This window comes from Leptospira broomii serovar Hurstbridge str. 5399, from assembly GCF_000243715.2.
Classification (GTDB): Bacteria; Spirochaetota; Leptospiria; order Leptospirales; family Leptospiraceae; genus Leptospira_B; species Leptospira_B broomii.
In genome coordinates, this window is sequence record NZ_AHMO02000004.1 from 158,988 (window position 1) to 181,874 (window position 22,887).

Annotated in this window: 18 protein-coding genes; 13 read left to right on the plus strand and 5 right to left on the minus strand. The window is 41.0% G+C overall.

Annotated features, from left to right (window positions below):
• Window positions 1-754: 754 nt before the first annotated feature.
• On the minus strand, window positions 755-1,408 hold the full coding sequence (locus LEP1GSC050_RS00845; RefSeq protein WP_020987052.1) for a TetR/AcrR family transcriptional regulator: 654 nt from the start codon (window positions 1,406-1,408) through the stop codon (window positions 755-757).
• 142 nt (window positions 1,409-1,550) lie between these two features.
• Between LEP1GSC050_RS00845 and LEP1GSC050_RS00850 the strand changes: the two genes are divergently transcribed.
• Genes LEP1GSC050_RS00850 through LEP1GSC050_RS00865 form a run of 4 tightly spaced genes read left to right on the plus strand, consistent with a single transcriptional unit; the run spans window position 1,551 to window position 5,438 of the window.
• The gene (locus LEP1GSC050_RS00850) at window positions 1,551-2,966 is read left to right on the plus strand and encodes a flavin-containing monooxygenase (RefSeq protein WP_010569176.1); all 1,416 of its coding nucleotides are present in this window, start codon (window positions 1,551-1,553) and stop codon (window positions 2,964-2,966) included.
• Window positions 2,963-3,811 (plus strand): SDR family NAD(P)-dependent oxidoreductase, encoded by an 849-nt coding sequence (locus tag LEP1GSC050_RS00855; RefSeq protein WP_010569177.1) that lies wholly within the window; start codon window positions 2,963-2,965, stop codon window positions 3,809-3,811. Before LEP1GSC050_RS00850 ends, LEP1GSC050_RS00855 begins: the two co-directional genes overlap by 4 nt.
• Window positions 3,812-3,858: 47 nt before the next feature.
• Complete coding sequence (locus LEP1GSC050_RS00860; RefSeq protein ID WP_020986898.1) at window positions 3,859-4,710, plus strand: HAD family hydrolase; 852 nt, start codon at window positions 3,859-3,861, stop codon at window positions 4,708-4,710.
• Window positions 4,711-4,754: 44 nt separating this feature from the next.
• Window positions 4,755-5,438: a hypothetical protein gene (locus LEP1GSC050_RS00865; RefSeq protein ID WP_010569179.1), complete on the plus strand. Its 684-nt coding sequence runs from the start codon at window positions 4,755-4,757 to the stop codon at window positions 5,436-5,438.
• A gap of 925 nt (window positions 5,439-6,363) precedes the next feature.
• On the opposite strand, the gene LEP1GSC050_RS00875 is transcribed toward LEP1GSC050_RS00865, so the two are convergent.
• Window positions 6,364-7,419: a methyltransferase domain-containing protein gene (locus tag LEP1GSC050_RS00875; RefSeq protein ID WP_010569181.1), complete on the minus strand. Its 1,056-nt coding sequence runs from the start codon at window positions 7,417-7,419 to the stop codon at window positions 6,364-6,366.
• A gap of 987 nt (window positions 7,420-8,406) precedes the next feature.
• On the opposite strand from LEP1GSC050_RS00875, the gene LEP1GSC050_RS00880 reads away from it, so the two are divergent.
• The 4 genes from LEP1GSC050_RS00880 to LEP1GSC050_RS00895 all read left to right on the plus strand — a co-directional run bounded on the left by LEP1GSC050_RS00880 (window position 8,407) and on the right by LEP1GSC050_RS00895 (window position 10,287).
• On the plus strand, window positions 8,407-8,727 hold the full coding sequence (locus tag LEP1GSC050_RS00880; protein WP_010569182.1) for an ArsR/SmtB family transcription factor: 321 nt from the start codon (window positions 8,407-8,409) through the stop codon (window positions 8,725-8,727).
• Complete coding sequence (locus tag LEP1GSC050_RS00885) at window positions 8,724-9,155, plus strand: SRPBCC family protein (RefSeq protein WP_010569183.1); 432 nt, start codon at window positions 8,724-8,726, stop codon at window positions 9,153-9,155. Before LEP1GSC050_RS00880 ends, LEP1GSC050_RS00885 begins: the two co-directional genes overlap by 4 nt.
• A 71-nt stretch (window positions 9,156-9,226) precedes the next feature.
• On the plus strand, window positions 9,227-9,673 hold the full coding sequence (locus LEP1GSC050_RS00890; protein ID WP_010569184.1) for a VOC family protein: 447 nt from the start codon (window positions 9,227-9,229) through the stop codon (window positions 9,671-9,673).
• A 164-nt stretch (window positions 9,674-9,837) separates the two neighbouring features.
• Window positions 9,838-10,287: an SRPBCC family protein gene (locus LEP1GSC050_RS00895; protein WP_010569185.1), complete on the plus strand. Its 450-nt coding sequence runs from the start codon at window positions 9,838-9,840 to the stop codon at window positions 10,285-10,287.
• A gap of 481 nt (window positions 10,288-10,768) precedes the next feature.
• On the opposite strand, the gene LEP1GSC050_RS00900 is transcribed toward LEP1GSC050_RS00895, so the two are convergent.
• On the minus strand, window positions 10,769-11,233 hold the full coding sequence (locus LEP1GSC050_RS00900) for a winged helix-turn-helix transcriptional regulator (RefSeq protein ID WP_232225628.1): 465 nt from the start codon (window positions 11,231-11,233) through the stop codon (window positions 10,769-10,771).
• Between the two features lie 22 nt (window positions 11,234-11,255).
• Here LEP1GSC050_RS00900 and LEP1GSC050_RS00905 point away from each other — a divergent pair, with 22 nt between their 5' ends.
• The 3 genes from LEP1GSC050_RS00905 (at window position 11,256) to LEP1GSC050_RS00915 (ending at window position 13,739) form a co-directional block, all read left to right on the plus strand.
• The gene (locus tag LEP1GSC050_RS00905; RefSeq protein WP_010569187.1) at window positions 11,256-11,678 is read left to right on the plus strand and encodes a DUF1761 domain-containing protein; all 423 of its coding nucleotides are present in this window, start codon (window positions 11,256-11,258) and stop codon (window positions 11,676-11,678) included.
• 472 nt (window positions 11,679-12,150) lie between these two features.
• Entirely contained in the window at window positions 12,151-12,489 is a 339-nt protein-coding gene (locus LEP1GSC050_RS00910; protein WP_010569188.1) for a YciI family protein, read from the plus strand.
• Window positions 12,486-13,739: an RNA polymerase sigma factor gene (locus tag LEP1GSC050_RS00915; RefSeq protein ID WP_040910810.1), complete on the plus strand. Its 1,254-nt coding sequence runs from the start codon at window positions 12,486-12,488 to the stop codon at window positions 13,737-13,739. The genes LEP1GSC050_RS00910 and LEP1GSC050_RS00915 overlap by 4 nt, the downstream gene beginning before the upstream one ends.
• A 371-nt stretch (window positions 13,740-14,110) precedes the next feature.
• Here LEP1GSC050_RS00915 and LEP1GSC050_RS00920 read toward each other — a convergent pair whose 3' ends face one another.
• On the minus strand, window positions 14,111-14,473 hold the full coding sequence (locus tag LEP1GSC050_RS00920) for a PilZ domain-containing protein (RefSeq protein ID WP_010569190.1): 363 nt from the start codon (window positions 14,471-14,473) through the stop codon (window positions 14,111-14,113).
• A 502-nt stretch (window positions 14,474-14,975) separates the two neighbouring features.
• On the opposite strand from LEP1GSC050_RS00920, the gene LEP1GSC050_RS00925 reads away from it, so the two are divergent.
• Both LEP1GSC050_RS00925 and LEP1GSC050_RS00935 read left to right on the plus strand, forming a co-directional pair.
• The gene (locus LEP1GSC050_RS00925; protein WP_040910889.1) at window positions 14,976-15,194 is read left to right on the plus strand and encodes a helix-turn-helix domain-containing protein; all 219 of its coding nucleotides are present in this window, start codon (window positions 14,976-14,978) and stop codon (window positions 15,192-15,194) included.
• Between the two features lie 859 nt (window positions 15,195-16,053).
• Window positions 16,054-16,374: a phasin-related domain-containing protein gene (locus LEP1GSC050_RS00935; RefSeq protein ID WP_010569193.1), complete on the plus strand. Its 321-nt coding sequence runs from the start codon at window positions 16,054-16,056 to the stop codon at window positions 16,372-16,374.
• Window positions 16,375-16,860: 486 nt separating this feature from the next.
• Here the strand turns inward: LEP1GSC050_RS00935 and LEP1GSC050_RS00945 are convergent, their stop codons facing one another.
• Window positions 16,861-22,782, minus strand: a complete 5,922-nt coding sequence (locus LEP1GSC050_RS00945; RefSeq protein ID WP_232225629.1) for a protein kinase domain-containing protein — start codon at window positions 22,780-22,782, stop codon at window positions 16,861-16,863.
• Between the last annotated feature and the right edge of the window lie 105 nt (window positions 22,783-22,887).

Consider the following 22,887-nt stretch of genomic DNA (forward strand, 5'->3'; position numbering starts at 1 on the left):
AAAAAGGTTATATTCAGAGGATTCAAATTGACCCTACAACAAGCGATAACCCGGACGAAAAAAAGTTTAATCAAAGTAATCGCGAAAGTTATAAGAAATGTATGTACACGTTTATCGTCCTGATTTGGTATAATCGCCCTTTTCCTTCTAGTTGGAACGATATTATTTTCGATCCTGAGTCCGATGGACACAGATCGATAAAATTGAAAAATGCTACTATGTCCATCCATGCGATAGACTTTTTTCCACCCTGGACAATTTTTATGACGATTATCCCTTTCCCTACCGTACCTATCATGCGAATTTGCGGGATAGTCGAAGGTGAAAACCTTTAATTCTTGAATTATGGATATGTTTTCGGTTTTGAACCTTTTTTGCGAATTCGTGGAATAGAAACAATATTCAATTAAATAATCGTATTAGGAAAAATTTAATTTTCGTGATTGGATCGAGGTGATCTTATCTTGCGTTTTGTCGGAAGAATATGTTCAGGGCGGAAAATACTAGTATATTGTCGAAATAAAATGCATTAGATAAATTTGATCTACGGATCTTGCATTTTATTTTGAGGTTCTTTTTGGGGGATCTTTGTCTGTATTCATTACCATCGATTATTTCGTAAATACCTATAGTCAGGTAGATTATGTTTTCGGAATTCTTTTCTTGATCGGTCCGAGAGCCGCAAATACGAATTAAGTAAATTTTTTTTATCGTCAAGGCTTTCGCATTAATTGCTTTTGGCGAAAATTTTATTCTAAATATTTGTTTTCCTGGTCTTAGCCTGTTTACGTGTTTCTGACAGTTTTTGAAAGGCTTCCAAGCGTAGGTGTAGCACTTCCCGGCATTCTCGAATTACTCCTCTGTTATGCTCATTATTTGTTTCAGCTGCAAGACGAGTTATAGAACCTATCGAGTAACTAAAATACAGTGCAAACGGCCGAAGATCGGATTCACGCAATCCGGTGAAACAACGCATTGCAGTTTTTACCATTAATTCGGCATTTCTATAGGTGTCCTTATCATCCTCAATTCCCAATTCAGGAACCGCCCTTATGCCGGCCCATATATTTGTTAAGGCAGGATCGGTTTGAAAAAGGTGAATATATTGCTTAAGGGCCTTTTCCGCTGCTATTTCCAGTTCGGAAATAGTGCGTACTCGCTCTAAAAGAGATTTTGTACCTTCGTACAATCGATCGTAGTATTCCTGCATAATAGTAAGTAAAAGCTGATTCTTTCCGGGAAAATATTGATATAAGGAACCGATCTGAACTCCCGCGGCTTGGGCAATTTCTCTCATACTAACAGAATCTATGCCTCTTTTACCGATAAGGTCCCGTGCAGTACGTAAAATTAGTTCTACTCGCTCTCGACTTCTGCTTTGCGTTGGCGTACGAATCTTCTTTTTCATAACAATGGATAGATAATCGCAATTGTCTATATAGGCTACTTTTTTCTTGTGGGTCGGTTTTTCGTTTGACCTCACTTTAATACATGAGCAATGCTCATATAATAAAGATCAATGATCATGTATTAAAGTGAGGGAATTTGTGATGCAGCGAGACGGTTTTAGGTCGGGTTCAAGGGAGGCTATTGATTATTCCGATTTTATATGTATAGTTGGAGCAGGTCCGGCTGGACTTTCGATGGGGCGTTCTTTGAAGTCGCGTCGAATCCCCTTTCATATCATTGAAAGACACACGGATGTTGGCGGTATCTGGGATATGGAAAACCCCGGGTCCCCGATGTATAAGAGCGCACATTTTATATCATCGAAGTACCTTTCTAATTATGCCGATTTCCCTATGCCTTCCGACTATCCGGATTATCCATCCAACCGGCAAATCCTAGCTTATCACAGATCGTTTGCTAGAGAATATGATTTGTACCCTCATATCGAATTCAATGCTTCCGTAGAGAACATAGAGAAAAATGGTTCGAAATGGCTAGTGGATCTTGGAAACGGAGAGTTAAGGTTGTACGGAGGAATCGTATGCGCTACCGGAATCACTTGGTCTCCAAATTTCCCAAAGCTGCCGGGTAGCGAAACGTTTAGAGGCGAAGTACTACATAGCGTAAAATACAAGGACGCCTCTTTGTTTAAGGGAAAACGCGTACTGATTGTGGGGGCAGGCAATTCAGGTTGTGATATCGCATGTGATGCCGGCGCCAATGCCGAGCAGGCGTTTATCAGCGTAAGACGTGGCTATCATTTTATTCCGAAGCATGTGTTAGGGCAACCTGCCGACGTATTTGGAGACGGTGCGCATTGGATACCGAATTGGTTCTCGCAATGGGTTCTCGGGAAACTTTTGAGATTTTTGATCGGCGACGTCACTAAGCTCGGACTGCCCGCGCCGGATCATAAAATATTCGAGACACATCCGATTGTAAACGATCAGCTTTTGCATAATTTGCGCCATGGTGATGTGATTGCGAAAGGCGATATAGAAAGATTGAACGGAAATTTTGTGGAGTTTAAGGACGGGACTCGGGAAAAGATCGATATGATCGTACTTGCAACCGGATACAATTGGTCGATCCCCTATATGGATCAATACTTTGAATGGAAAAACGGTCGTCCCACGGATTTGTATCTAACCTTATTCCATCGTAAATATGAGAATTTATATGTTCTTGGATTTATGGAAACCGATGGAGGCGCCTATAAAATGTTCGATGAAATGGCGAATATAATTGCAGCTTATATCGAGGCCAAGCGAAAGGGGGAGGAATCCGCTAGGAGATTTCAAAAATTAATCGAATCCGATCATCCTTTGCTAAACGGAGGAATTCATTACCTCGACACAGGTCGACATGCCGTTTATGTAAACCAAGTCGCATATCGAAAATATCTCTCGAAAATGCATCAAGCAATGAACTGGCCGCAACTTAAACCGAGGCAATTTGATAAATTAAAAATAACGAATTCCAATTCTGCGGAAAAAGTCGTAGGAGCGAGCCTGTGAATACTGCCTTGGATCATCCTCTTAGAAGAATAGCGTTGATCACGGGCGGAGGAGGTGCGATTGCGGAGGCCATTGCAATCCGATTGGATAAGCTCGGGTTTACTCTGATTCTATCCGACATTAGCAAAGAGAAAATGTCCTCGATAGTAGGCAAATTGTCTCGTCCTCCGAAAACAGTCGTATGTGATCAAACAAACCCGTCCGACGTGGATGCATTGATTCAAATGATAGAGCAAAAATACCCGGACATTGAATTATTAATTAATAACGCAGGATTTACGAAAGAAGGTCCGTTTCTTAGACAGAATGTAAGCGAAATCGATCGTCACGCGAGGATTAATCTGCTCAGCCCGATCCGTTTAATTCACGGCCTAGTTCCTCTTATGTTAAAAAAAGGGCGCGGCGCAGTTGTTTCTATCGTTTCTATGGGCGGAATCGTTGCTCTTGAAGATTCCGCTTTATATTCCGCCGCCAAATTCGGCCTTAGGGGTTTTTTGACAGCCTTTCGCGAAGAATTGCGAGGCACGGGAATTAAGGTCTCCGGAATCTATCCAGCTGCAGTGGACACACCTATGCTAATGCATGAAGCGCTAAACGGTGGAACCGTATTGAACTGGGTAAATGCAGTGAAATCTCCGGACGATGTTGCACGTGCCGTATTGCGCGGAGCGAAAACCGGAATCCTGGAAATTTATGTACCCTACAGTGATGGTCTGGTATCCCGCTTGGCTGCCGTATTTCCTTGGTTAATAGGATGGCTGTCACCGATCCTAAAATGGATCGGTGAAAAAGGACGTCGTCGTTGGCTTCGCAAAAAAGGGGTTTACTCTATTAGCAAAAATTGATGCTTTCCGCTGTTTGGAATTCCAACATACGATATGGCTTCGAGGAGATGATATCCGGACCGCCGCAGCTTGCCTGTTTCGATTTTGACAATACGCTTATCCGTGGAGATCTCGGCGTGGCTACGATGCAATACATCCTGACGAACGGACTCCTACGGGCGGATTTAGACGAATTCTGGGAACAATTGCAGGATCCTTTTCTACCGGTTGAAACTATATCCGTTTGGCGAGATCTTTGGCGAGCATTCCGGAAGCATAAGGATACACAGAGTTACGGACGGTTGGTGGAGGAGATTTTAGGATTATATTTTACAGTTTCCGAGGAAGAAGGGCCGGAGGCTGCGTACCGTTGGACCAGAGTTATCTATTCCGGTATGTCTGAGGAAGAGCTTAAGAAAATTGCTAGATATGTATTCGTAGAGAACCAGAAGCAAAGTAGAAACGATTTTATTCTAACTGGCGGGCGTTCTATAGATATTCGACTCCGAATCCGTAAACCCTTATTGGAGCTGATTCGATTGTTGAAGGAAAGAAATTGGGAAGTGTGGATCATTACCGCTTCTCCCGAATGCTGTGTTCAAGTCGCCGCTCAAGAATTCGGATTGGAACCGAGTCGTGTGCGCGGCATGCGTTTAAAATCCAGGCAAGGAATCATGCTCCCTGAAATCGAAGAGCCATTGACATTTAATGACGGTAAAGTAAAAGCAATTCGCGAAATTACCTCTTCCGAAATCGGGTTTGCAGCCGGGGATGCGTTTACCGATCTTAGTATGTTGCTCGCGGCAAATCGTAGTCTATTGATTGATCATGGCGACCCCGACTTGCGCTCCATCGGCGAATCGGCCGGGTGGTGGATTCAATCGGCTGATTCAATAGATTCCTGGTTGAATGTTCAATGAAATTGACGTACTGTTTTTAAACGGGATGGGTGAAAGGATCCAATATGTCAGAATTTAAAGAAAAGCTGAAACGAATAAAGTTCGAATTTTATGATCACGTAGTTAGAGACATTTTAGTTTCTCTTGATAATTCTTTATTTATGCCTGCGATGATACTTTCGTTTCGTTCCATCGAATACCTTGGTTTTTCTCCGAATTGGAATCCAGAGGAGGATGAGGAAACTGATTCCTTCAAAAGGTTTCTATCGGAATATATGTCATACGTTAATAGCTCGTACAAAAAAACTAATATTCAAAGCTTTCTTAATTCAATAAAATGTTATCTTCTTAACCCGTACGGCAATGGAAAGAAAATTTCCGGGCCTTTAAGCGTACCTAGATACGAGACTTATCCGTTTGAATCTCATTTGACCGAGTCTGAAGAGTATGGGCAACCAAAGGAAATAACAATTTGGATATTCGAATTCATTGCAGACGTAATAACCGGCGTCGAAAAGTATTTTAGCGAAGTCAGCGATACGTTTCCGATATCCGATTGGTATGAAATGCTATTTGTTCGGACGGGAATTTCGGAAGGATTAAATGATTTTGGAAGCAGAAAATATAAGAAGGAATCATATTCGAAACTTCATCCTTCTTTGAAATGCCTTGATGATCGGGAATTAGATTTTCTGAGTATTAAAAATTCAATTCTGAATTCGCTTCTTAAGCGGCAAGGGTATGCCTAGCTTTGCTCGAGGTAAAAACCGGTCCGAAAATTCTGTCTAAGATTCTCTTTTATTAAAATGCCTGTACGCGCGTCTTATAAATGATCGAAAATTTGTTCGAATCCAAAGAGGACAGGTGTCTTGCAGATGGACTTTTCGATTCGGCATTTTCTCTTTTGGACTCTATGCTTCATTCGGTTTACGGCTTTAAGTTAAGAATTGAATTTCAAAACTTGGTTCATCTTATACAAGTAATTCTCGGAATTCGGGAAATTCTGCTTAAGATCAAAGGCAGAGAACTATACCGCCTTTACCGGATTTTCTTCCTAAAGATGCTCCACTGTTTGCTGACGATGGCTGTCCTTGGCTGGAACTCTTAAATAGAAATTTTAGATTTATCAATCATAATGCTCGGGCTAAGGATCATAAAAGGAATGTTTGGGCGAGGAATCGTCGGTCAAAGGTCGGAGTCTCGAATGCTGTAAGCGAGGGAATCCAAAGGAGTGTCAAATATTCTTTCTTAGCTAGTTACTCTTATATACGCCCAGAGAATTCTACACTCTACTTAAATGAATATTCGGCTCTAAAAGGTTTAAAGGCCTACGGTTTAGATCGCCTTACTGATAAAAGGACTTTAAAATTGTGGAATGTAGGGAGTAGATCCTAAATAATTTATTCAAGACTTTAAACATCAAGAAAAGAGCAAGAAATCGAATTATCGTTTTTGAAAACTCGAACGGATGTATTGCGCGGAGAGAAAGAAGAAGAGGTGAAGCTCTCCGAGTTAGACTCGCTCAATCCGAATCGGGTTGTACTTACGATATAGTTTCTAACTAGGTTTGATCGCTGGGGAATGAGGCTCGCAATCGTTTATCACGCATTATTAAATTACAAGGTGTTTTTACTGTAATCGGTTTTATGCGCCGCGGTTTTTATTTGTACGGTTTCAGCAACAGGCTCCTGATTGCGATATTTGTGTTCCGACTGAAGAAGGCCCGCAGTCGAATAGGCCGAAATGTTTAGACTTATCTCCTATAACCCGGAAGTATTCGCTATAACGGGTTTTGGACAGCATATCCGCGGTGTTTCCACAGACTAACATGGGTTTGTCGGTCTCGAATATATGGTGATCATCCAGTACGAATCTAAAGGGGAAATTCTCGATATTTCCGTTATAGAACGCAATCTGTCCGAAATCTTCGCAACGGTCTTCTAAAGGGATTTTGAATGCACGATAGGTGATGGAGAAAAAATTCACATTTCCGATTTTCGTTTCTATTTCATGATTTTGCAAATTTATCTTGGATTGGGAAACGATCCGAAAATCTTTGATGTCCAACTGGAAAAGAAGCCTACGGAAATCCTCCGTATACAAGGCTCCTCCCAAACATTCCCCCAATAAAATAGGATCCTCTTTGAGTTCTTCCGGAATTCTTCGATCGGCAAATACGTCGCTGAAATATAATTCTCCTCCCGGTCTTAGGACTCTAAAGATTTCGGAAAATACCGACGCTTTATTAGGCGAGAGATTGATTACGCAATTGGAAACTACCAGATCGACGGAATTATCTTCGATTCCTAAAGATTCTAAATCTTCGATATAGCCCCTTTTGAACGAGACATTAGAATTTTCGTAACCGAATTGATTTCTATGATAATCCTGATGGGAGCTGGCCACCCGTAGCTGTTCCTCGGTCATATCGACTCCGATAACAGATCCGTCTTCCCCCACAAGCTTTGATAAGAGATAAACATCTCGACCGGATCCGCATCCTAAATCCAAAACGGTCTTACCGAAAAGAGCGGGTGGGAGAGGCGATCCGCATCCGTAAAATTTATCCTTAACCTCGGGATGAATTTTATTTATAATCGGAAGATACGAGGAGGGGATTGATTCGATACTGCAACAGGCGGAGGTTTTCAAATCCTTACTTGATTGTAGCACTTTGCCGTAGTAATTTTGAACGGCCTCTAATGTTTCGAATTCGGGTTTCGTGATCATTTTTACTCGGATAAAGTAGATTCTTTTAATTCGATTATCAACTTCGAGATTTTAATTCCTTTGATTTTCCTATGTCAACATGGTTTTTACCTTAATTTTTTGAAGACATCTTCATCTGTCGGGCTAATGTCGCTAAAAAACAGATTTATGTTTTGAAAAATATCAGTTATAAAGATATTAATTAGAAATGCAATTGCATCCGATCCCGACTCTAAACGGGCCATTGATAACTTTCCTGTATCGGCCATCGGTCTGCACGCTGGGGAAGACCGGCGGCATGTGCCCTAAGGGCGAGCGATTACGCGAAAGATCGCTACAACTAACGCAATTCGTTCACTCTGTAGCCGAACAATCCTGAGACTAGGGCTGCGACAGCCCTGGCTTATGAATTCAGCTCGCCGGAAAACGCCGCGCAAATACCGATCGCTCAATGTCAACGGCTAACTCTAATGCACTTCGGGGAAAGCGGATGGGATTTGACATTTAGGGGAAAGACTCCGTCGGCTGCAGCAAAGTCTAGCGTATCTTTTCCGAGTCGGAATCAATCTTAAAAAAATCTTTGCACTAATCCGATCGGCTTTTAAGAACAGATTGGCGTTTTGCGGGCCCGAAATGATAGATCATTAGCATTCTGAGAAATCTCTCGAATAATAAATGGATGCGGTATTTTTTTAAGGTCATAATATTTATGAAATTTTTAAACAATATTATTTATCCTATCGATAAGATTATTCTGGGCATTACGCCGCCCCAAAAATCTTTTATTTTCACTGATCGTTTGATAGGTTATTTCTCTATTATCGTCTGTGATAAATTTCTGCTTTGATGATAGCACATAACAAAGCGCGCATCTCCGACAACCGTCATAATTACATCACTTCCATGCAGACGTGACTTTTAAACTCTCGATGCCTTCACGCATCTCATTTCGGCGCCGAGGAACAAAAAAAACTTGATAAACATTACACCTTATGGTGTAATGTTTATATGGACCAATTAACCGATGTCCTCGTAGCCATTTCGCATCCGTCCAGGCGAGCGATTATTGGAAAGCTGGCGGAATCCGGACCGACTCGTTTTACCGATATTGCAAAACAATTTGATGTGGCTTTGAACGCTGTCACTAAGCACCTCAAGTTGCTCGAGCGTGCAGGGCTGATTAATCGTGAAAAACAAGGTCGCGAAGTGCTCATCTCCTTTAAAGCTGAACCGCTTCGCGAGGTAGCGGGGTGGATGCATGAATACGAACGGTTCTGGAACGAACGCCTCGATCAGTTCGAGCGATATTTTAAGGAGAAAAAGAAATGAGTAAATCCGAGAAGACTCTTGAATTCAAGTTTGAGCGAACAATCCCGGCCCTGCCGAGCGACGTGTTCGATGGATGGCTAAATCCGAAAATTCCGGGCAACCCCTGGCATATGGCTGATAAGCTTCTCTTAGATCCGAAAGTAGATGGGATGTTTTACTGGACCACTAAGGACACCCCGCATTACGGGCTATTTACTGAAGTAGAACGACCAAGTCGTATTCGACATACTTGGATGTCACCGAACACGCTAGGACGGGAGTCGACGGTTACGGTAACCTTCAGGAAACAGGGAGACGAAACACTGATGACGCTAGTGCATTCCAACCTTCCTGAAGATGACAAGGCAAAATCTCATGAAAAAGGTTGGAACTACTTTTTAGATATGTTCCCGAAGCAATTTGGGAGTGTTTCAAGTGAGAAAAAATAATTCCAGCGTTCTTTCAAAGTATCGAGTTTATACTACTAGAGTGCAATTGAAGCGCGGATAGGGGAGTAATTATGGCAAGGGCAATTTTTGGAAATCATACAGCACATATAGTTCCTCGGGTAGAGAAGGAAAGAGTTCGAAGATTTTATCTTGAGATCCTTGGTTGCAATCTAATGAGAGTGAGAGAGGATGCGGACGACATTCGAATGGGAGATAATTTCCATATGGGAATTCTCTATGGGGATCACTCTGACGAGAGTGAGTTCCAGCGCACCGGAAAATCGGTATGGCTTGAGCTTAAATCCGACAACGTTGAAGAAATGAAACTGAGACTTCTCGATTTCGGCGTGAGAAAGATAGAGATTCCGGATCCCCATTTCTACTTCCAAGCTCCAGGAGGACAAGTGTTCCGGCTGGTCGGAATTGACGAGGACCTATCTAAGTACGAAGGAACCGGAGAAGGTCCGGACGTAGCAAAGGTAAAAGAGGCAATCAGAAAAGAGGAGAACAAGCGATGACTGAATCTTCGAAGATGATCGAGTTTCAACTTGAATTAAAGATATCCACTTTTCCGAGATCTCAATTGGATTACTATCGGCGAGAATCTCTATTTGAAGGAAAGTTCGACGGAAGTAAAATTTAAGTTAAGAATACGTAAAGTGTAGATTAGAAGGTAAACAAAATGGTTAAGAACGATTTTAACAGCAGTATCTCTGCAAAAATTAGCGCAAGCGAGGCGATCAAAAAGATCAGTAAAATACCTGAATGGTGGGGAATAACCTTTGCGGGAAACTCCGAAAAGCAAGATGATAAATTTACCGTAAATATGGGTGGCGATTCATTCTTTAATTTTACGGTCGAAGAATTGATCCCCGATAAAAGAGTCGTTTGGCTAGTTACTGATTGCAACATGCCCTGGTATTCCGATAAAAAAGAATGGGCAAAAACTAAATTAATTTTTGACCTCAATGAAAATAACGGCATGACGGAGCTGAACTTCACGCATGAAGGCCTTACGCCGAACGTCGAGTGCTACAATGATTGCGCACCAGGTTGGACCCATTGGATCAAAACAAGTTTATTTTCCTATTTTACTACGGGGAAAGGTATTTTTAGACCCCCCACTAAATAAAGAAACTAAATCCACTTTTCTTTTTTATCTTCGCAGGGTTTTCCGCGAAAGACCCTGCGCTTTAAAGTCCTCAAAAATAGAGGTCGACCGGATCTTCCTTTCTTCGGGTGAAATTTTTCACTTCGGATTTCTCCACATAGATGTCATCGAAGAGAACTAGTTCTTACGAATTTGGGGAATTGTCCGACTCGAAATCAAATCCATCAATTTGGAAGAAATGAAGCGCAAGATTCTTGATTAAAGTTCGCATGTAAGGAAGTTAGAGACTTCCGGAAGTTTCGTTTAAATTTGATCGAACTTCCGGTCTTTCTGCTAGATCGACGTAATGTCGAAGGACCGTATCTCTAATTGAAGATTTTTTCTTAACATACGCGAACGGAAGTTGTTCTTATTGATATCGATAAAATTCCGGATGATTCATGAAAGCCTCCTGCATAAAAGGAAGAAGCAATCGATTTGTCGTTATTTTCTAAACTCAAAGCTATTTCACTCGAAACTGTTTTCTAATATTTCGCTCAACTTCCTTTTCATTTCTGTTAATGCTATTGATAAATGCTTTAGGAGTTTCCGTTCGAGGGTCATGACGAGCGCTCCAACGAATGATGTCAAAAAATATCGGAATAAGATCTAGACATTTGGGTGTAGGAGAATATACGAATCTTTTCGAGTTCGCCGGATCTTGAATCTTATATAAAAGTCCTGTTTCCTCAAGATATTGTAGGCGGGACGCTAATATGTTCGTCGAAATAGATTCTTCCGAGTCCAGAAATTCGTTATAATATTTTTTATTCTTAAATAGAATGTCACGCAAAATAAGCGGCGACCATCGATCAAAGAAAATATCCGAAGCGAAAGCAATAGGACAATGGGACTCGTGTTTTCCGGTCATGCCTATGGATAAAATATTACTTGTAAAATACAAGTATAAATATAGCTTGCTTTTCACAAGTAATCCAAGGGAGATTCGGATGAAAAACTATACCATAGCCGTTTTTGGTTATCTCATCCCCACATTCATACTGGGTGTAGTCTGGCATTTCGTCATTTTTAGTAAATTGTATGAATCCTTTGGAATCTATAATAGGAAGGACCCTATAATCCCGTTAGGATTCGGGTCGATGCTAATTCAAGGGCTAATTCTCGCATATCTGTATCCTTTTTATCGTAAGGACGGAGAAAATCCGATTAAGCGCGGGATTCAATTCGGTTTGATAACGGGGATATTTTTATACTCGGTCTCGACCATCGCCAATGCTGCAAAAATCCAAGTTAATTTTATGACTGAGTGGTTTGTAGTTCAAGCTGCGTTTCATATTATTCAATTCGTAATCGCCGGCTCGCTTATCGGGTTAGCTTATCGAGAAAAGATTAGCAGTATCGGAAAACCGTGAATGGAATGGAACTTCGCGCAAGGCGCCAGTGCTTTAATGACATTCGAATTCTGACCGTAGCTTGCGAGAATCTTTTCTTATGAAGATACAGGTCGTAAATTGCTGCTTTAAATTTTAAGTGCTTTACCTTTCCCCGTTTATTTTGAGGAGAACCTAAGCCGAGGACGAATAAGTTTTGTCATAGATAATTCACCAATAAATGAATTAATTTTGATAGAAAGAATAATAGTATCATCGAAGTTATGAATCGACAGGATTGCGAGTCCTACGGTCGAATCTCACTTAGGCATGATCGAGATCTAAGTAAACTGATCGATACTTGCGGAAAAATTATTATAAACATTAAGCGAGCATCCAAACCGAATCTTCATTTTTTAAAAAAAAGTTGCAACGAAGTGTCCAAAACGGTACTCCACACGCGTCATTAGGCTATCGGTTTAGTCGACCGATACGACAAGGCAGGAGGTACCGTATGCCAAATCAGAAGTATCTATGTATCCAAAGAGGACAATCCGGAAAAATGGATAAGCCATCTCCGGCGCAAATGGAGGAGATGTATGCTCTATTCACCGCTTGGAAAGAGAAGTTCCGGGAAAATATCGTCGATATGGGAGGGAGGCTAAAGGGAGGAAAAACCGTAAGCTCGGACGGTGTAACGGACGGACCTTTTCCAGAGGCAAAGGAAGTGATCGGCGGGTATATGATTGTCTCTGCGGAAAGTTTGGAAGAGGCGATAGATATCGCTCGGCAATGTCCTGGAGTGGTAAGACCTGGCTCAAGTGTCGAGGTTAGAGAGATCAACGTTCCTTGACGCCTCCGAAACTGGTTGAGCACTTCTTCCGACACGAGTATGGCAGGCTTGTTGCCATGCTGTCGCGTCGCGTCGGAGTGCAACATATCGAAGACATTGAAGATGTAGTTCAGTCTTCGTTAATGACTGCGCTTGAAACATGGATAATAACAGGCTTGCCGGATAATCCCTCGGCATGGCTTTATCGAGTAACGTATAATAGGCTGATGGGAGAATTGCGACAGCAAACGACCCGTCGACGAATCTTGAAACAAAATGCGACGGAAGCAATCCTATACCTCAATTTCGATCAAGAGGCATTTTTAGAAAGGGAAGTGCAAGACGACTTATTGCTAATGCTATTTGCCTCTTGTAACGAAATGATCCCCATAGAATCGCAGCTTGTGTTGGCTCTAAAAACTCTTTGCGGTTTCAGCATCCAGGAGATTGCAGTTCGACTATTTACTACTGAAGCCAATATATATAAACGTCTCGGTCGAGCTCGAAGCAGCTTGCGAAAACTTCCGCCGTACTCTGGAGAACTTACCGCTACCCAATATTCCAAGCGACTTCCGAGCGTAAACAAAGTGTTGTATCTTTTATTCACGGAAGGTTACCTTTCTTCTCATACAGTTCAACCGATCCGAAAGGAACTTTGCAACGAAGCGATACGGCTTACGACTCTTTTGGCCGAACATTCGATAGGCCGGAATTCAGAAACATATGCTTTATTAGCATTAATGCATTTACATTCGGCGCGAATGACCGCCCGTCAGGATGGATCCGGTGGGTTGCTCTTGTTGGAGGAGCAGAACAGAAATCTTTGGGACCAACAAGGAATTTTGGTCGGGCTAGAATGGCTAGCCAAATCTGCAAACGGTGATAACTTTACAAAGTATCACGCGGAAGCGGGGATCGCGGCGGAACATTGTCTCGCTCCCTCATTTCGGGAAACTCGCTGGGAGAGAATTGTTGAATACTATTCGATGTTAGAAAAGATCGGACCCTCCGCGCTGCAAAAGTTGAATCTCGCAGTTGCCGTAGCAGAATTGCAAGGCCCAGCGAAGGGACTTGAAATTCTTGACGGTTTTGAACCGCATTCTCGATTATTGGGTTCTTATATTTGGTCTGCAGTCCAGGCTGATTTGCATCGGAGATGCGGAAATATCCAGATGGCGAATTTTTACAGAAATGCAGCGTTTGAGTCTGCCCCCTCTCCACCCGTGAAGGAACTTTTACAACGACGACTTGGGACCGACGATATCGGTTAATCGTTAAGTTTTAAAATGCGTCACTCAGTAGAGTATTAGTTTCGGGAAACATAGAATTATGCTGAACTTACTCTCTCCAGCTCAAACTATAGTGGCCCAAGGAAACTTTCCGCTAACGATAGTTCGAAAGCGGTCTTTCTACTACATCAATCAGTATGTGTCGTATCGATGCACTAGCGGAAGCGATAAGTAAATATCGTATCGGCGATTTATGCACGACCCGATTTCTAAGCTTGTTCTGCGTTTGAGTCGAAATAGGCGGGAAATAAAACTGGATTTGGAGGTATAGTTATAGCGAACCAGAAATCCCGATCACGACATTCGATCGAAATTACGGGAGAACTTTATAAATAGATTCATTAAGTTTGACATTAGACAGATTTTCCTCCTGCTAGTAATGCTAATTTTAATATAGAGATTGGTAGACTTATTCGGTTAGCAAATTTGATCCCCAATACAAGAGAATCACCAGCGTCATTTGAAATATATTCCTTGCGGGCTACGTCGCCGTTAAATTTAAGTTTATCCCAAGAATCCGGAAATTGAATTTGGCCGGAAACCGATGTTCCGACTGCAAAACTATTTCCGTTTTTGATCGTTCCGACAACCCCGATTCCGATTTCGGAAATATTCATTAGAAAACCATTGAATACTACTTCTTCGAATCGTAGCGTAACTTTAAATTTACATAGTTCTTCCGAATAAATTCTTTCGGACTGTCGACGTTCGCGCATTATTGCCCTTGTCCCGCTGAATGGATAAAATGTAATTTCTTGGCAGTATCTACATTGTGAACATTAGCTATGTTATATTAATTCCACATAAAGTAGACGTTTGGGATAGGGAATATACTTCGATCACTTGCGAATTCAATGGGTATTCGGCTCCTATTAAAGAAAAATATTTTGCCGTTAGGATTAGAGAATTTCTTCCAATAGAACCATTCTAATTTATTTTCAAATTACTATAAAAGTGATTTCTAAATAATCGGAATTGCTCAGTTCCAGATGCCAGGTCGCTTTCTTATTTTGGAATAGATTAAGTATGGAAATAGCCGGCTTCAAAATCGTAGTCGGAAAACCGATTTTTACATTTTCTTTTTAATTAACCGTCCCCGTTTATGCGATTAGAAAGGTATCTGACGGGGGAATAATTGACAAATATTAGGGTTTTTCCCGAAAAATTATGATAGACCAGTCGTTTTCCTCCACCCTTCTTTCCGGGAGGAGCGAGTTATTGGATTTGGAAGAAAGCGGTAACCGTGCCGCCGGAGTTATCATGAAAATACTGCGGGAGAGACGTAATCTTACGCATGAAGAATTTTCAAGCAAGCTTGAAGGCGTTTCAGTTGATCAAATTAGCGGCATAGAAAGTGGAATCCTGCCTATGACAAACGAAATTGCTAGAAAGGTTTCAAATATATTAGATGTGCCGATCTCTATGTTTCTTAAGTAATAAATACCTTCAAGAGTAACGCTTAAGGTAGCTATGTTTCAGCTATCCCTATCCGTGACCGGAGTCTCTTCCCGCTATGTAGCCGTCAGGCCCGGATAGATTCCGAATATAAAGGATAGCAATTAGCATATAAGGCATCTGTGCTTAAATCGGAATCCGGCGTAGAACTCAAACTAAAAAAAAGACATAATAATATAAAATTAAATTTAACTAATATACTGGAGAGATTAGGGTAGGTCGGACTTATTTCGGGAAATATTCCGATCTTGGACTCAAGAAATATATTTTATCATACTTCGGTCATTTGATCTCAAGCTTAACAGAGTAGCTCTATCCGGATAAGAAAATTCGGAAGTAAATTTAATTCCGATGATACACTTATCTGCATTGGAGTTTTCGGTAGCTTTGCTTCCTGCAAGAATTCCTTTAAAATCAAGATCACTAAATTTTTTTCCGGAAAATTTGCGGAAAGGGGAAACCGAGCAAAAGGCATTCTTGCGAACGATCCTTTCTTGGAATTCCTGCTGCAATTTCGGAGATACTTGCTAAAAACTCCAGTCGCTATCGATATTTCCGATATTCATTTCATAAGTTAGAATTGCTTCTGTTACGATTTCTAAATCATTTTGCACATTTTTTTAGGCATAGAAAAGATAATAAAAAGAATTTATCATAAAGGGAGAGGGGGCTATTTTTATGTAGGTAAATATTTCTACGCCACAATGTAGCAAAATAATGATATGTTAATGAACTTATTACATCATAATATTATTGAATTTGGTAAAATATTATTGCAGAATTATATTGACTGATTATATGCAGAAAATATAAACGCAGAGTCTTTGGACAGGAGGAATGCATGGAAATCGAATTAATGAACATGGTCAACGCTGGAATCGGGGTTGTGAATTTAGGAAAAGAAGAATTCGAAAGAACTAAGGAGATCATAATAAAAAAATACGAAGAATTCGTAGCAAAAGGGGCTGCCGACAAAAGTGAATCGTCGACCCGTATTCGTGATTTGTCGATAAAAGTGGCAGATAGTGTAAAGGAATCGAAAGCAACAATTGAGAAAAACGCAGTCGAGGTAAGAGATAAAGTTTTAGATGCGATCCAAAAATTCACTTCGAAAGAAGAGGTGGCGATTCCAGTCGGTAAGCCCGCTGCGAGCAAGTCTTAATATTTATTAAGAGACAGCTTTCAAGAGTTCCGTTCACTCCTGTTAGACTGTAAGGCTGGTTGAAGCTTAGAGACTCACTACCGCGGAGTCTTTACATTCAGAATTCTTACTAATCCCGCGATTGCTTAGTAAGAATTCATTTTTTAAATATTTCGGCATTGCTTACGATTAAGATTTCTTTACGCTAACGGATAAATATTGATTACTGAGCAAAATAAAGATTATCCTACGATCGGAGATCCCAATATCGTCTTATTTCGACCATATTTCCTCCTGTCTTTTTTTCGATCTCAGCCGATGGACATTACTGAATCGATAAGAAAATTAATTCTCCGGGATGAATATTTTTGAAAATTGATAGGTTTCCTTATGCCTACTAAAGCTGAAAGGAGGGAAGGTGCAAATGCACGAACTTCCGATCGGTTAATCTGGATACTTTCGATATTTCGATTTTTTTCGTAGTTCTCGTACGCCGAAGATTGCATCTTAAGAATTATGCATACTACTACTCTGTCTCACTTTTTCTTTAAGAATTTCTGCCTGAGTGTGATTTCCGATCGTTTCGTAAAGTTTGGCTAAGAGAGATAAGACTGAGACATCCTGAAAATTTCTCAACCTCAAACGTTCCCCCATATCTATTGCGTGTTCAAGATCACCGATCTTTCTAAAACAATGCGCCGCAGTAAAGATTGCTTTTGTGTTTCCCGGACAAAGCGAGGAAAACATTACGGCGTAGTCGGCAGCTTCTTTATATCGTTTTAATTTTAGGTTCGATTTCATTAAACATTTGATTATCGGAATCGAAGTTTTATTAATCGCAAGTTCCTTTTCCAGCTCGGAAACAAGCCGCGAATATTTGGCCGATTCGGCGGGTTCCGAATTGATCGATTTAATAATATTTTCGACTTGTAAAGATACGACCCTATTTCCGGCTTCATTCGATCCTTTATAAATTAAATGTAATATTGAAAAGTCATCGGTTAGATCTCCTTTTCTTAAGATAGCTTCTTTGATCGCAGTAAGTTCGCCTTTCCCTTCGGCTACACAATCGAGAAATAGGGTTTCGTTTTCGTTGATTCTTCTTTTCTGGATTCCTTCGGGATGAAGCATTATATCATCTTTACCGTCGGATCCTATAAAGATAGAGTCCCCAGGAGCGAGTTGATGGGTCTGGATCGCAAATACTCCTTCATTCCAGAAAGTTCCTAATTTATACATAGACGGCTGATCTTGTATAAAGCTGGCATGTTGATCTTTATAAAGAACTATCCCGGGATGTTCCGCGTTAAAACAATATAGAAAACCGTTTTCATTATCGATCAGGCCGATTATGCAGGAAACGTACATCGATCCGTCAAAGGATTTAAAGATTTTATCTAATTCGGTGAAGGCATTTTTTAACCAACGCTCCGGAAATTGGTCCTGCGCAGTGGCCGACAATTTGACCCTTTGAATCATGGCTTCTAAAACTGAGCCGAAAACTAAAGCTCCTCCAGCTCCTTGTATGGATTTACCCATAGCATCCGCATTGGAGAATACTGTATATTTTTTTCCTTTTAAGCTTATCGTATGAGCACTGCAAAGATCGCCTCCGATTTCCGACGTCCATTGCTTAAATTGAAATTCTTTTTTCTGTTTGAGAAAGAACTCCACACTTATTCGGTCATCGGAGACTTCGTTGCTGTTTAATGGAGTCATTAATAAAGAGGTTAAATAGTAATCGCCGTCTTGTTGTTGTTTTAAAGCATGTAATTCTTTTAGAGTCCCTTCCAAATTCGAATTCGTTTTATTCAGATCATCCACAACATTTTTCAATTGGATTGTTCTTTCCTTTACTTTAGCTTCCAAATTCGAATAAAGGAGCGCGTTCTCGATCGAAACAGCGGCTTGAGAAGATAAAATATCTAATACATCGATTCTTTCCGGCGTAAATGCGCCGGTCGTAAGATTGTTTTCTAAATATAGCATACCTAAGAATTTCCCTTGATTTCGAATCGGTAGAGAAATTATGGATTTAGGTTTATTATAAATTACGTAAGGAATGCTTGCAAAATTTTCATCCCGTATTGCGTCCGAAATTACGACTGTCTTACCGGTCCGACGGACATATTCTAAAATCGCAGTCGGAGTCGTATCATTTTGAGTAAGTTGCGCGGATTCTTGATCGGTGACCGCCCCCTTTTCTTTTAAGGAGCCTCGCGCTAGGATTTCTAAGTTTCCGTTACGATCCAAAATCAAGAGCCCTGTTTCCGCTCCCGCGTTTTCGATCGCAATTGCCATTATCTTCTCCAATAATCTTTCTAAAACGATCTCGCCGGACAACGCTTGAAATGCCTTTAGGATGCTATCGAAATCCAATTGACGAGATGACTTTTCCTTAGTTGCCGTTCCGGCGGAATATGTCGAGGTCACTTGATTTGCAACAGTGGAAGAATCAAAAGATTTCGGAAACGATTCGGGAGATAGTTCTTCAATTTCCTTCACCTTAGCAAGCGCTCCCCATAACGTATAAAAATAGTGTGCTTTTTGCAGATAGACTTTTCCGATCAGATCCTTTTTGTCGGAAAAATAGAATTTAGCCGCTCTCTCATACGATAGCGCGAGAATATTTCCGTAATTATTTTTAGAAGCAGTTTGTATCGCCTTTTCATAAAAATCGGCGGCCGCAGAGTTCTTTCCTAAGGCTTTCATTTTCTCCGCTTCCATTAAATATACTTTATGAAGGTGATTCATCGGAGCAAAGCTGGCCCATTTCTTTAATTTTTTATGGTTTTCGTAGGCCATCGCTATGAACTTTCTTCGCTTCGATTTCGAAACGGATTCGCTCAACGCTAACAGGATCATCGAGCGGTAAAAATGGTATTCGGGTATCCAGGCGAGGCCGGCAGCAGCATCGATATTTTTCGCGCTCAGGTCGGAACATTTTAGGGCTTTTTCATACGATCCGGATAAATAATGCAATACTGAAGACATGAAATAGTAGAAAGAAAGGCCGCTAAAGTTCCTAGTTTCAATCAGGTACTCCAGATTTTCTTTCTGAAAAGTTTCTCCGAAAAATTCTTCGGGAAAAGATTTGTATTGGGAAAGGTCCTCGCTGAATTGCAAGATGATTCGAATATTGCTAATTGCGATTTCTTGCTTAAATTTTTTGCTTAATTCTAAATAATGATTCGCCTTTCTTAGAACGAAAGGTAAAGGGTCGCCGCAGAGAAAGGAATTATTGCAATAAGTGATCGCAGCGTAGCAAGCATATTCGAGATCTCCCGTCTGAATGGCGATTCGGGAAACTTCCTCCATGTTTTCTTTCGTTTCCGCCAGATGCTCCTTCCAGTGTATAATAAAAGCATTGTATAGCATATTAATTTTGTTTTTAAATCCGGGCACTTCGAATTTTTCTATCAGTCGAAGGGACATTTTTCCGAATTCGTAGCCCGCTTGCAGATCGCCGACTGCGCTTATCAAAATCAATCCATAGACGCAGAATGCGTAGGCGGTTACCGGCGAACTTCCATGTTTTAAGGAAGTTTTAATCATGTTGAAAACGATGATGGGAAAAAGATTCGGTACGGCTATGTAAGCTGCCGGACAGGTTTCCATCAATAAATTCATCGCGGCTAATTTCTTAAAATCTTGCATCTGGGGAAGATTTTCCAAATCGATTGCGGATTTTGATCCGATCGAAAGCTTTGTCATAATTAATCCGACTATGACATCAATTTTTTTTGCGTTAATCGGAATATGAACGCCTAACGACCGTAAAACCTCGCTTGAAATTCCTATCGCTTCTCTGTATCTCGACTGAGCCGTTTTGGCTCGCATTCTCGTTTCGAAAACAGTGATAGTAGAAATAGTGGAACGGCATTTTTGCACGACAATATTTGCTAGTTCCTCCATCCTATCGAAGTTAGTATTTAAATATTCAGTCTCCGTCGCTTCCGAATATACTGAAAGAGTTTTTTCAGGTCGGGCTTCCCAGCCTGATTCGCCTAATATTCCCATCGCAACTCGGAAGTAGTGCGAGGCGGATTTGTAAGCAACGGCATTCTTAGCTTTGACGCCTGCTTGAAAATTCATATCCGCAATTTCAGACAATTCTTGTTCGCTAGCGACCAAATGTAATCCGGCGTTTAAGTGTCCGACAATGTCGATTAAGTGGTCAGAAATTTTATCTTCGTCAGAACTGCTCAGGAGATGTCTTCCTATTTTGAGATGCAATGCTGCCCTATCCGATTCCGGTATCAGGTCGTAAGCCGCCTGTTGAACTCTGTCATGTAAGAATTTAAATCGAATATCGGATTGATTTACCATTAACTGGGAGTCGGAATCTTGGGAATTTAAAAAGTCCTTGGCTGCCAAATAACGATAAGAGTTTCCAAGAGGCAAAAGTAATCCGTTTTCAACGGCGGCATAGAGATCTTCGATTATCTTTATCCCGGGTAGTTGGCGTACTGTCGAAATGGTTTTTAAATCGAAACTGTTTCCTATGCAAGCGCCTAATTGCAATATTCTACTGGTTTCCTCTGGCAGGTCTTTAATCTTTTGAGACATTAACTCTACAACGTTATCCGTAATATCTCTTTCCCTTATTTTTTCTAAATCCCAGGTCCAGGAACCGGTAGCGACGTCAAGGCTCAGAAGATTATTTTGATATAAGGTTTTTAGAAACTCGTTAACAAAGAAAGGATTTCGATCGGTTTTAGATGCGACCAAGTCGGCCAAAGGTTTTGCCTTTTCTATACTGCAATGAAGTGCCTCGGAAATTAAGAGGTTCAAGCTCTCAAAATCCAGAGGTGAAAGAGCGATCGATTCTACGCTAGTCCCCGATTTTTGAATTTCCCCGACGACATGCAATAACGGGTGCAACGGGTCTACTTCGTTATCGCGATAAGCTCCAATGATAAATAAGTATTTGCATTCCGGATTTATCTCAAGGATTTCGAGTAGCTTCAAAGAAGCCGAATCCGCCCATTGGAGGTCGTCGAGAAATATCGTAAGAGGATGATTCGCTCTCGCAAACACTTGTATAAAATTCTGAATTGCAAGATTAAATCTATTTTGAGTTTCTTGAGGTCCTAATGTCGCCGACGGCGGTAACTTTCCTAAAATGAGCTCTAATTCGGGAATTACATCCGAGAGGATACTCCCGTTAGTTCCAAGAACCTTAGTAAGCTCTTTTCGGAATGATTCGATAGTAGACTCTTCAGCGGATAAGACCTGTTGAATTAAACTTTGAAAGGCTTTGAGAAATCCGCTATACGGTACGTCTTTTTTAAATTGTTCATATTTTCCTTCTATAACGTACCCTCGTCGAGCCAATACGGGTTTATGAATTTCGTTTACTAATGAAGATTTTCCGATACCGGAATATCCCGAAATGAAAACCATCTCCCGTTCCCCGAAGGAAACTTTCTCAAAACTATTTAAAAGCTTTTCTAATTCTTCTTCCCTGCCGTAAAGTTTTTGCGAAATTTGAAATCTTTCCGATATGTCAAATTTACCGGGAATAAATTCCGAGCCGTCGGAGACGGCAGTTCCGTCGAGTTCGGCGAGACATTTTTCTAAATCCGCTTTTATTCCAAAAATGCTTTGGTAACGATCTTCGGCATTTTTCGCCAGTAGTTTCATCGTGACTTTTGAAAGGTTTTCCGGTATATTACGTCCTCTCTTTCTTTCGTGCGGAGGGATAGGAATCTTAGCTATATGATAATGGATAAGCTCCATCGAATTAGTAGTTTCAAAGAGAAGTTCCCCGGTCAACATTTCGTAAAAGGTCGCGCCGAGAGAATAAAAGTCCGAGCGATAATCTATGGAACGATTCATGCGACCGGTCTGTTCCGGAGACATGTAGCTTAACGTCCCTTCCAAATGTTCCGGAGATTGTAGCGAAGCGTTTTCCTGCGTTAATCTTGAAGCGATTCCGAAGTCGATTATCTTTACGAATCCAGTTTGTAAGTTTACTATAATATTGCTGGGCTTTATATCTTTATGAATTATATTAATTTTATGAATTTCTCCTAGAGCTTCGACTATTTTAATCGAAATTTTTAGCGAAAGCTCCAGATTTAAATCTTTAATAATTCTATTAAGCGAAATTGCGCCGCAGTCTTCCATAACGATGGCGAAAGAGTTCTTATACTTCTCGATGCCATAGTAACGAATCACACCGAATGAATGGATTCCCGCGCCTATTTCGTACTCCCGTTTAAATTTTGAAATGTCTTCGATGCTAGGAAATTCGTTGGTATGAATTTTGATAATAACCGGATCGGACGTTTCTGTCCTGTTCCCTCTAAATACGGAAACATTACCGCCCTTGTGAATCTCTTCCCTTATCTCATAACCGGTGATCATCGTTTTCCGCTCCCTGGTTTCGTTGCTCGCGGAATGGACAGTGCTCGCATGGACCATTTAAAAAGAGCCTAATGCGAAAAGCTTACGCGAAACTTATTATAGTTTATGTTGGTCTTTCTTCCGTTCTCTGAGCCTTAATTTGGAGGTCACTTATCGCAAAAT

Coding starts and splice junctions, on each gene's coding strand:
- LEP1GSC050_RS00875 (WP_010569181.1), bottom strand. CDS start 7,419: ATGATCACGAAACCCGAATTCGAAACATTAGAGGCCGTTCAAAATTAC.
- LEP1GSC050_RS00885 (WP_010569183.1), top strand. CDS start 8,724: ATGAGTAAATCCGAGAAGACTCTTGAATTCAAGTTTGAGCGAACAATC.
- LEP1GSC050_RS00945 (WP_232225629.1), bottom strand. CDS start 22,782: ATGGTCCATGCGAGCACTGTCCATTCCGCGAGCAACGAAACCAGGGAG.
- LEP1GSC050_RS00890 (WP_010569184.1), top strand. CDS start 9,227: ATGGCAAGGGCAATTTTTGGAAATCATACAGCACATATAGTTCCTCGG.
- LEP1GSC050_RS00850 (WP_010569176.1), top strand. CDS start 1,551: ATGCAGCGAGACGGTTTTAGGTCGGGTTCAAGGGAGGCTATTGATTAT.
- LEP1GSC050_RS00865 (WP_010569179.1), top strand. CDS start 4,755: ATGTCAGAATTTAAAGAAAAGCTGAAACGAATAAAGTTCGAATTTTAT.
- LEP1GSC050_RS00905 (WP_010569187.1), top strand. CDS start 11,256: ATGAAAAACTATACCATAGCCGTTTTTGGTTATCTCATCCCCACATTC.
- LEP1GSC050_RS00920 (WP_010569190.1), bottom strand. CDS start 14,473: ATGCGCGAACGTCGACAGTCCGAAAGAATTTATTCGGAAGAACTATGT.
- LEP1GSC050_RS00910 (WP_010569188.1), top strand. CDS start 12,151: ATGCCAAATCAGAAGTATCTATGTATCCAAAGAGGACAATCCGGAAAA.
- LEP1GSC050_RS00880 (WP_010569182.1), top strand. CDS start 8,407: ATGGACCAATTAACCGATGTCCTCGTAGCCATTTCGCATCCGTCCAGG.
- LEP1GSC050_RS00895 (WP_010569185.1), top strand. CDS start 9,838: ATGGTTAAGAACGATTTTAACAGCAGTATCTCTGCAAAAATTAGCGCA.
- LEP1GSC050_RS00845 (WP_020987052.1), bottom strand. CDS start 1,408: ATGAAAAAGAAGATTCGTACGCCAACGCAAAGCAGAAGTCGAGAGCGA.
- LEP1GSC050_RS00935 (WP_010569193.1), top strand. CDS start 16,054: ATGGAAATCGAATTAATGAACATGGTCAACGCTGGAATCGGGGTTGTG.
- LEP1GSC050_RS00860 (WP_020986898.1), top strand. CDS start 3,859: ATGATATCCGGACCGCCGCAGCTTGCCTGTTTCGATTTTGACAATACG.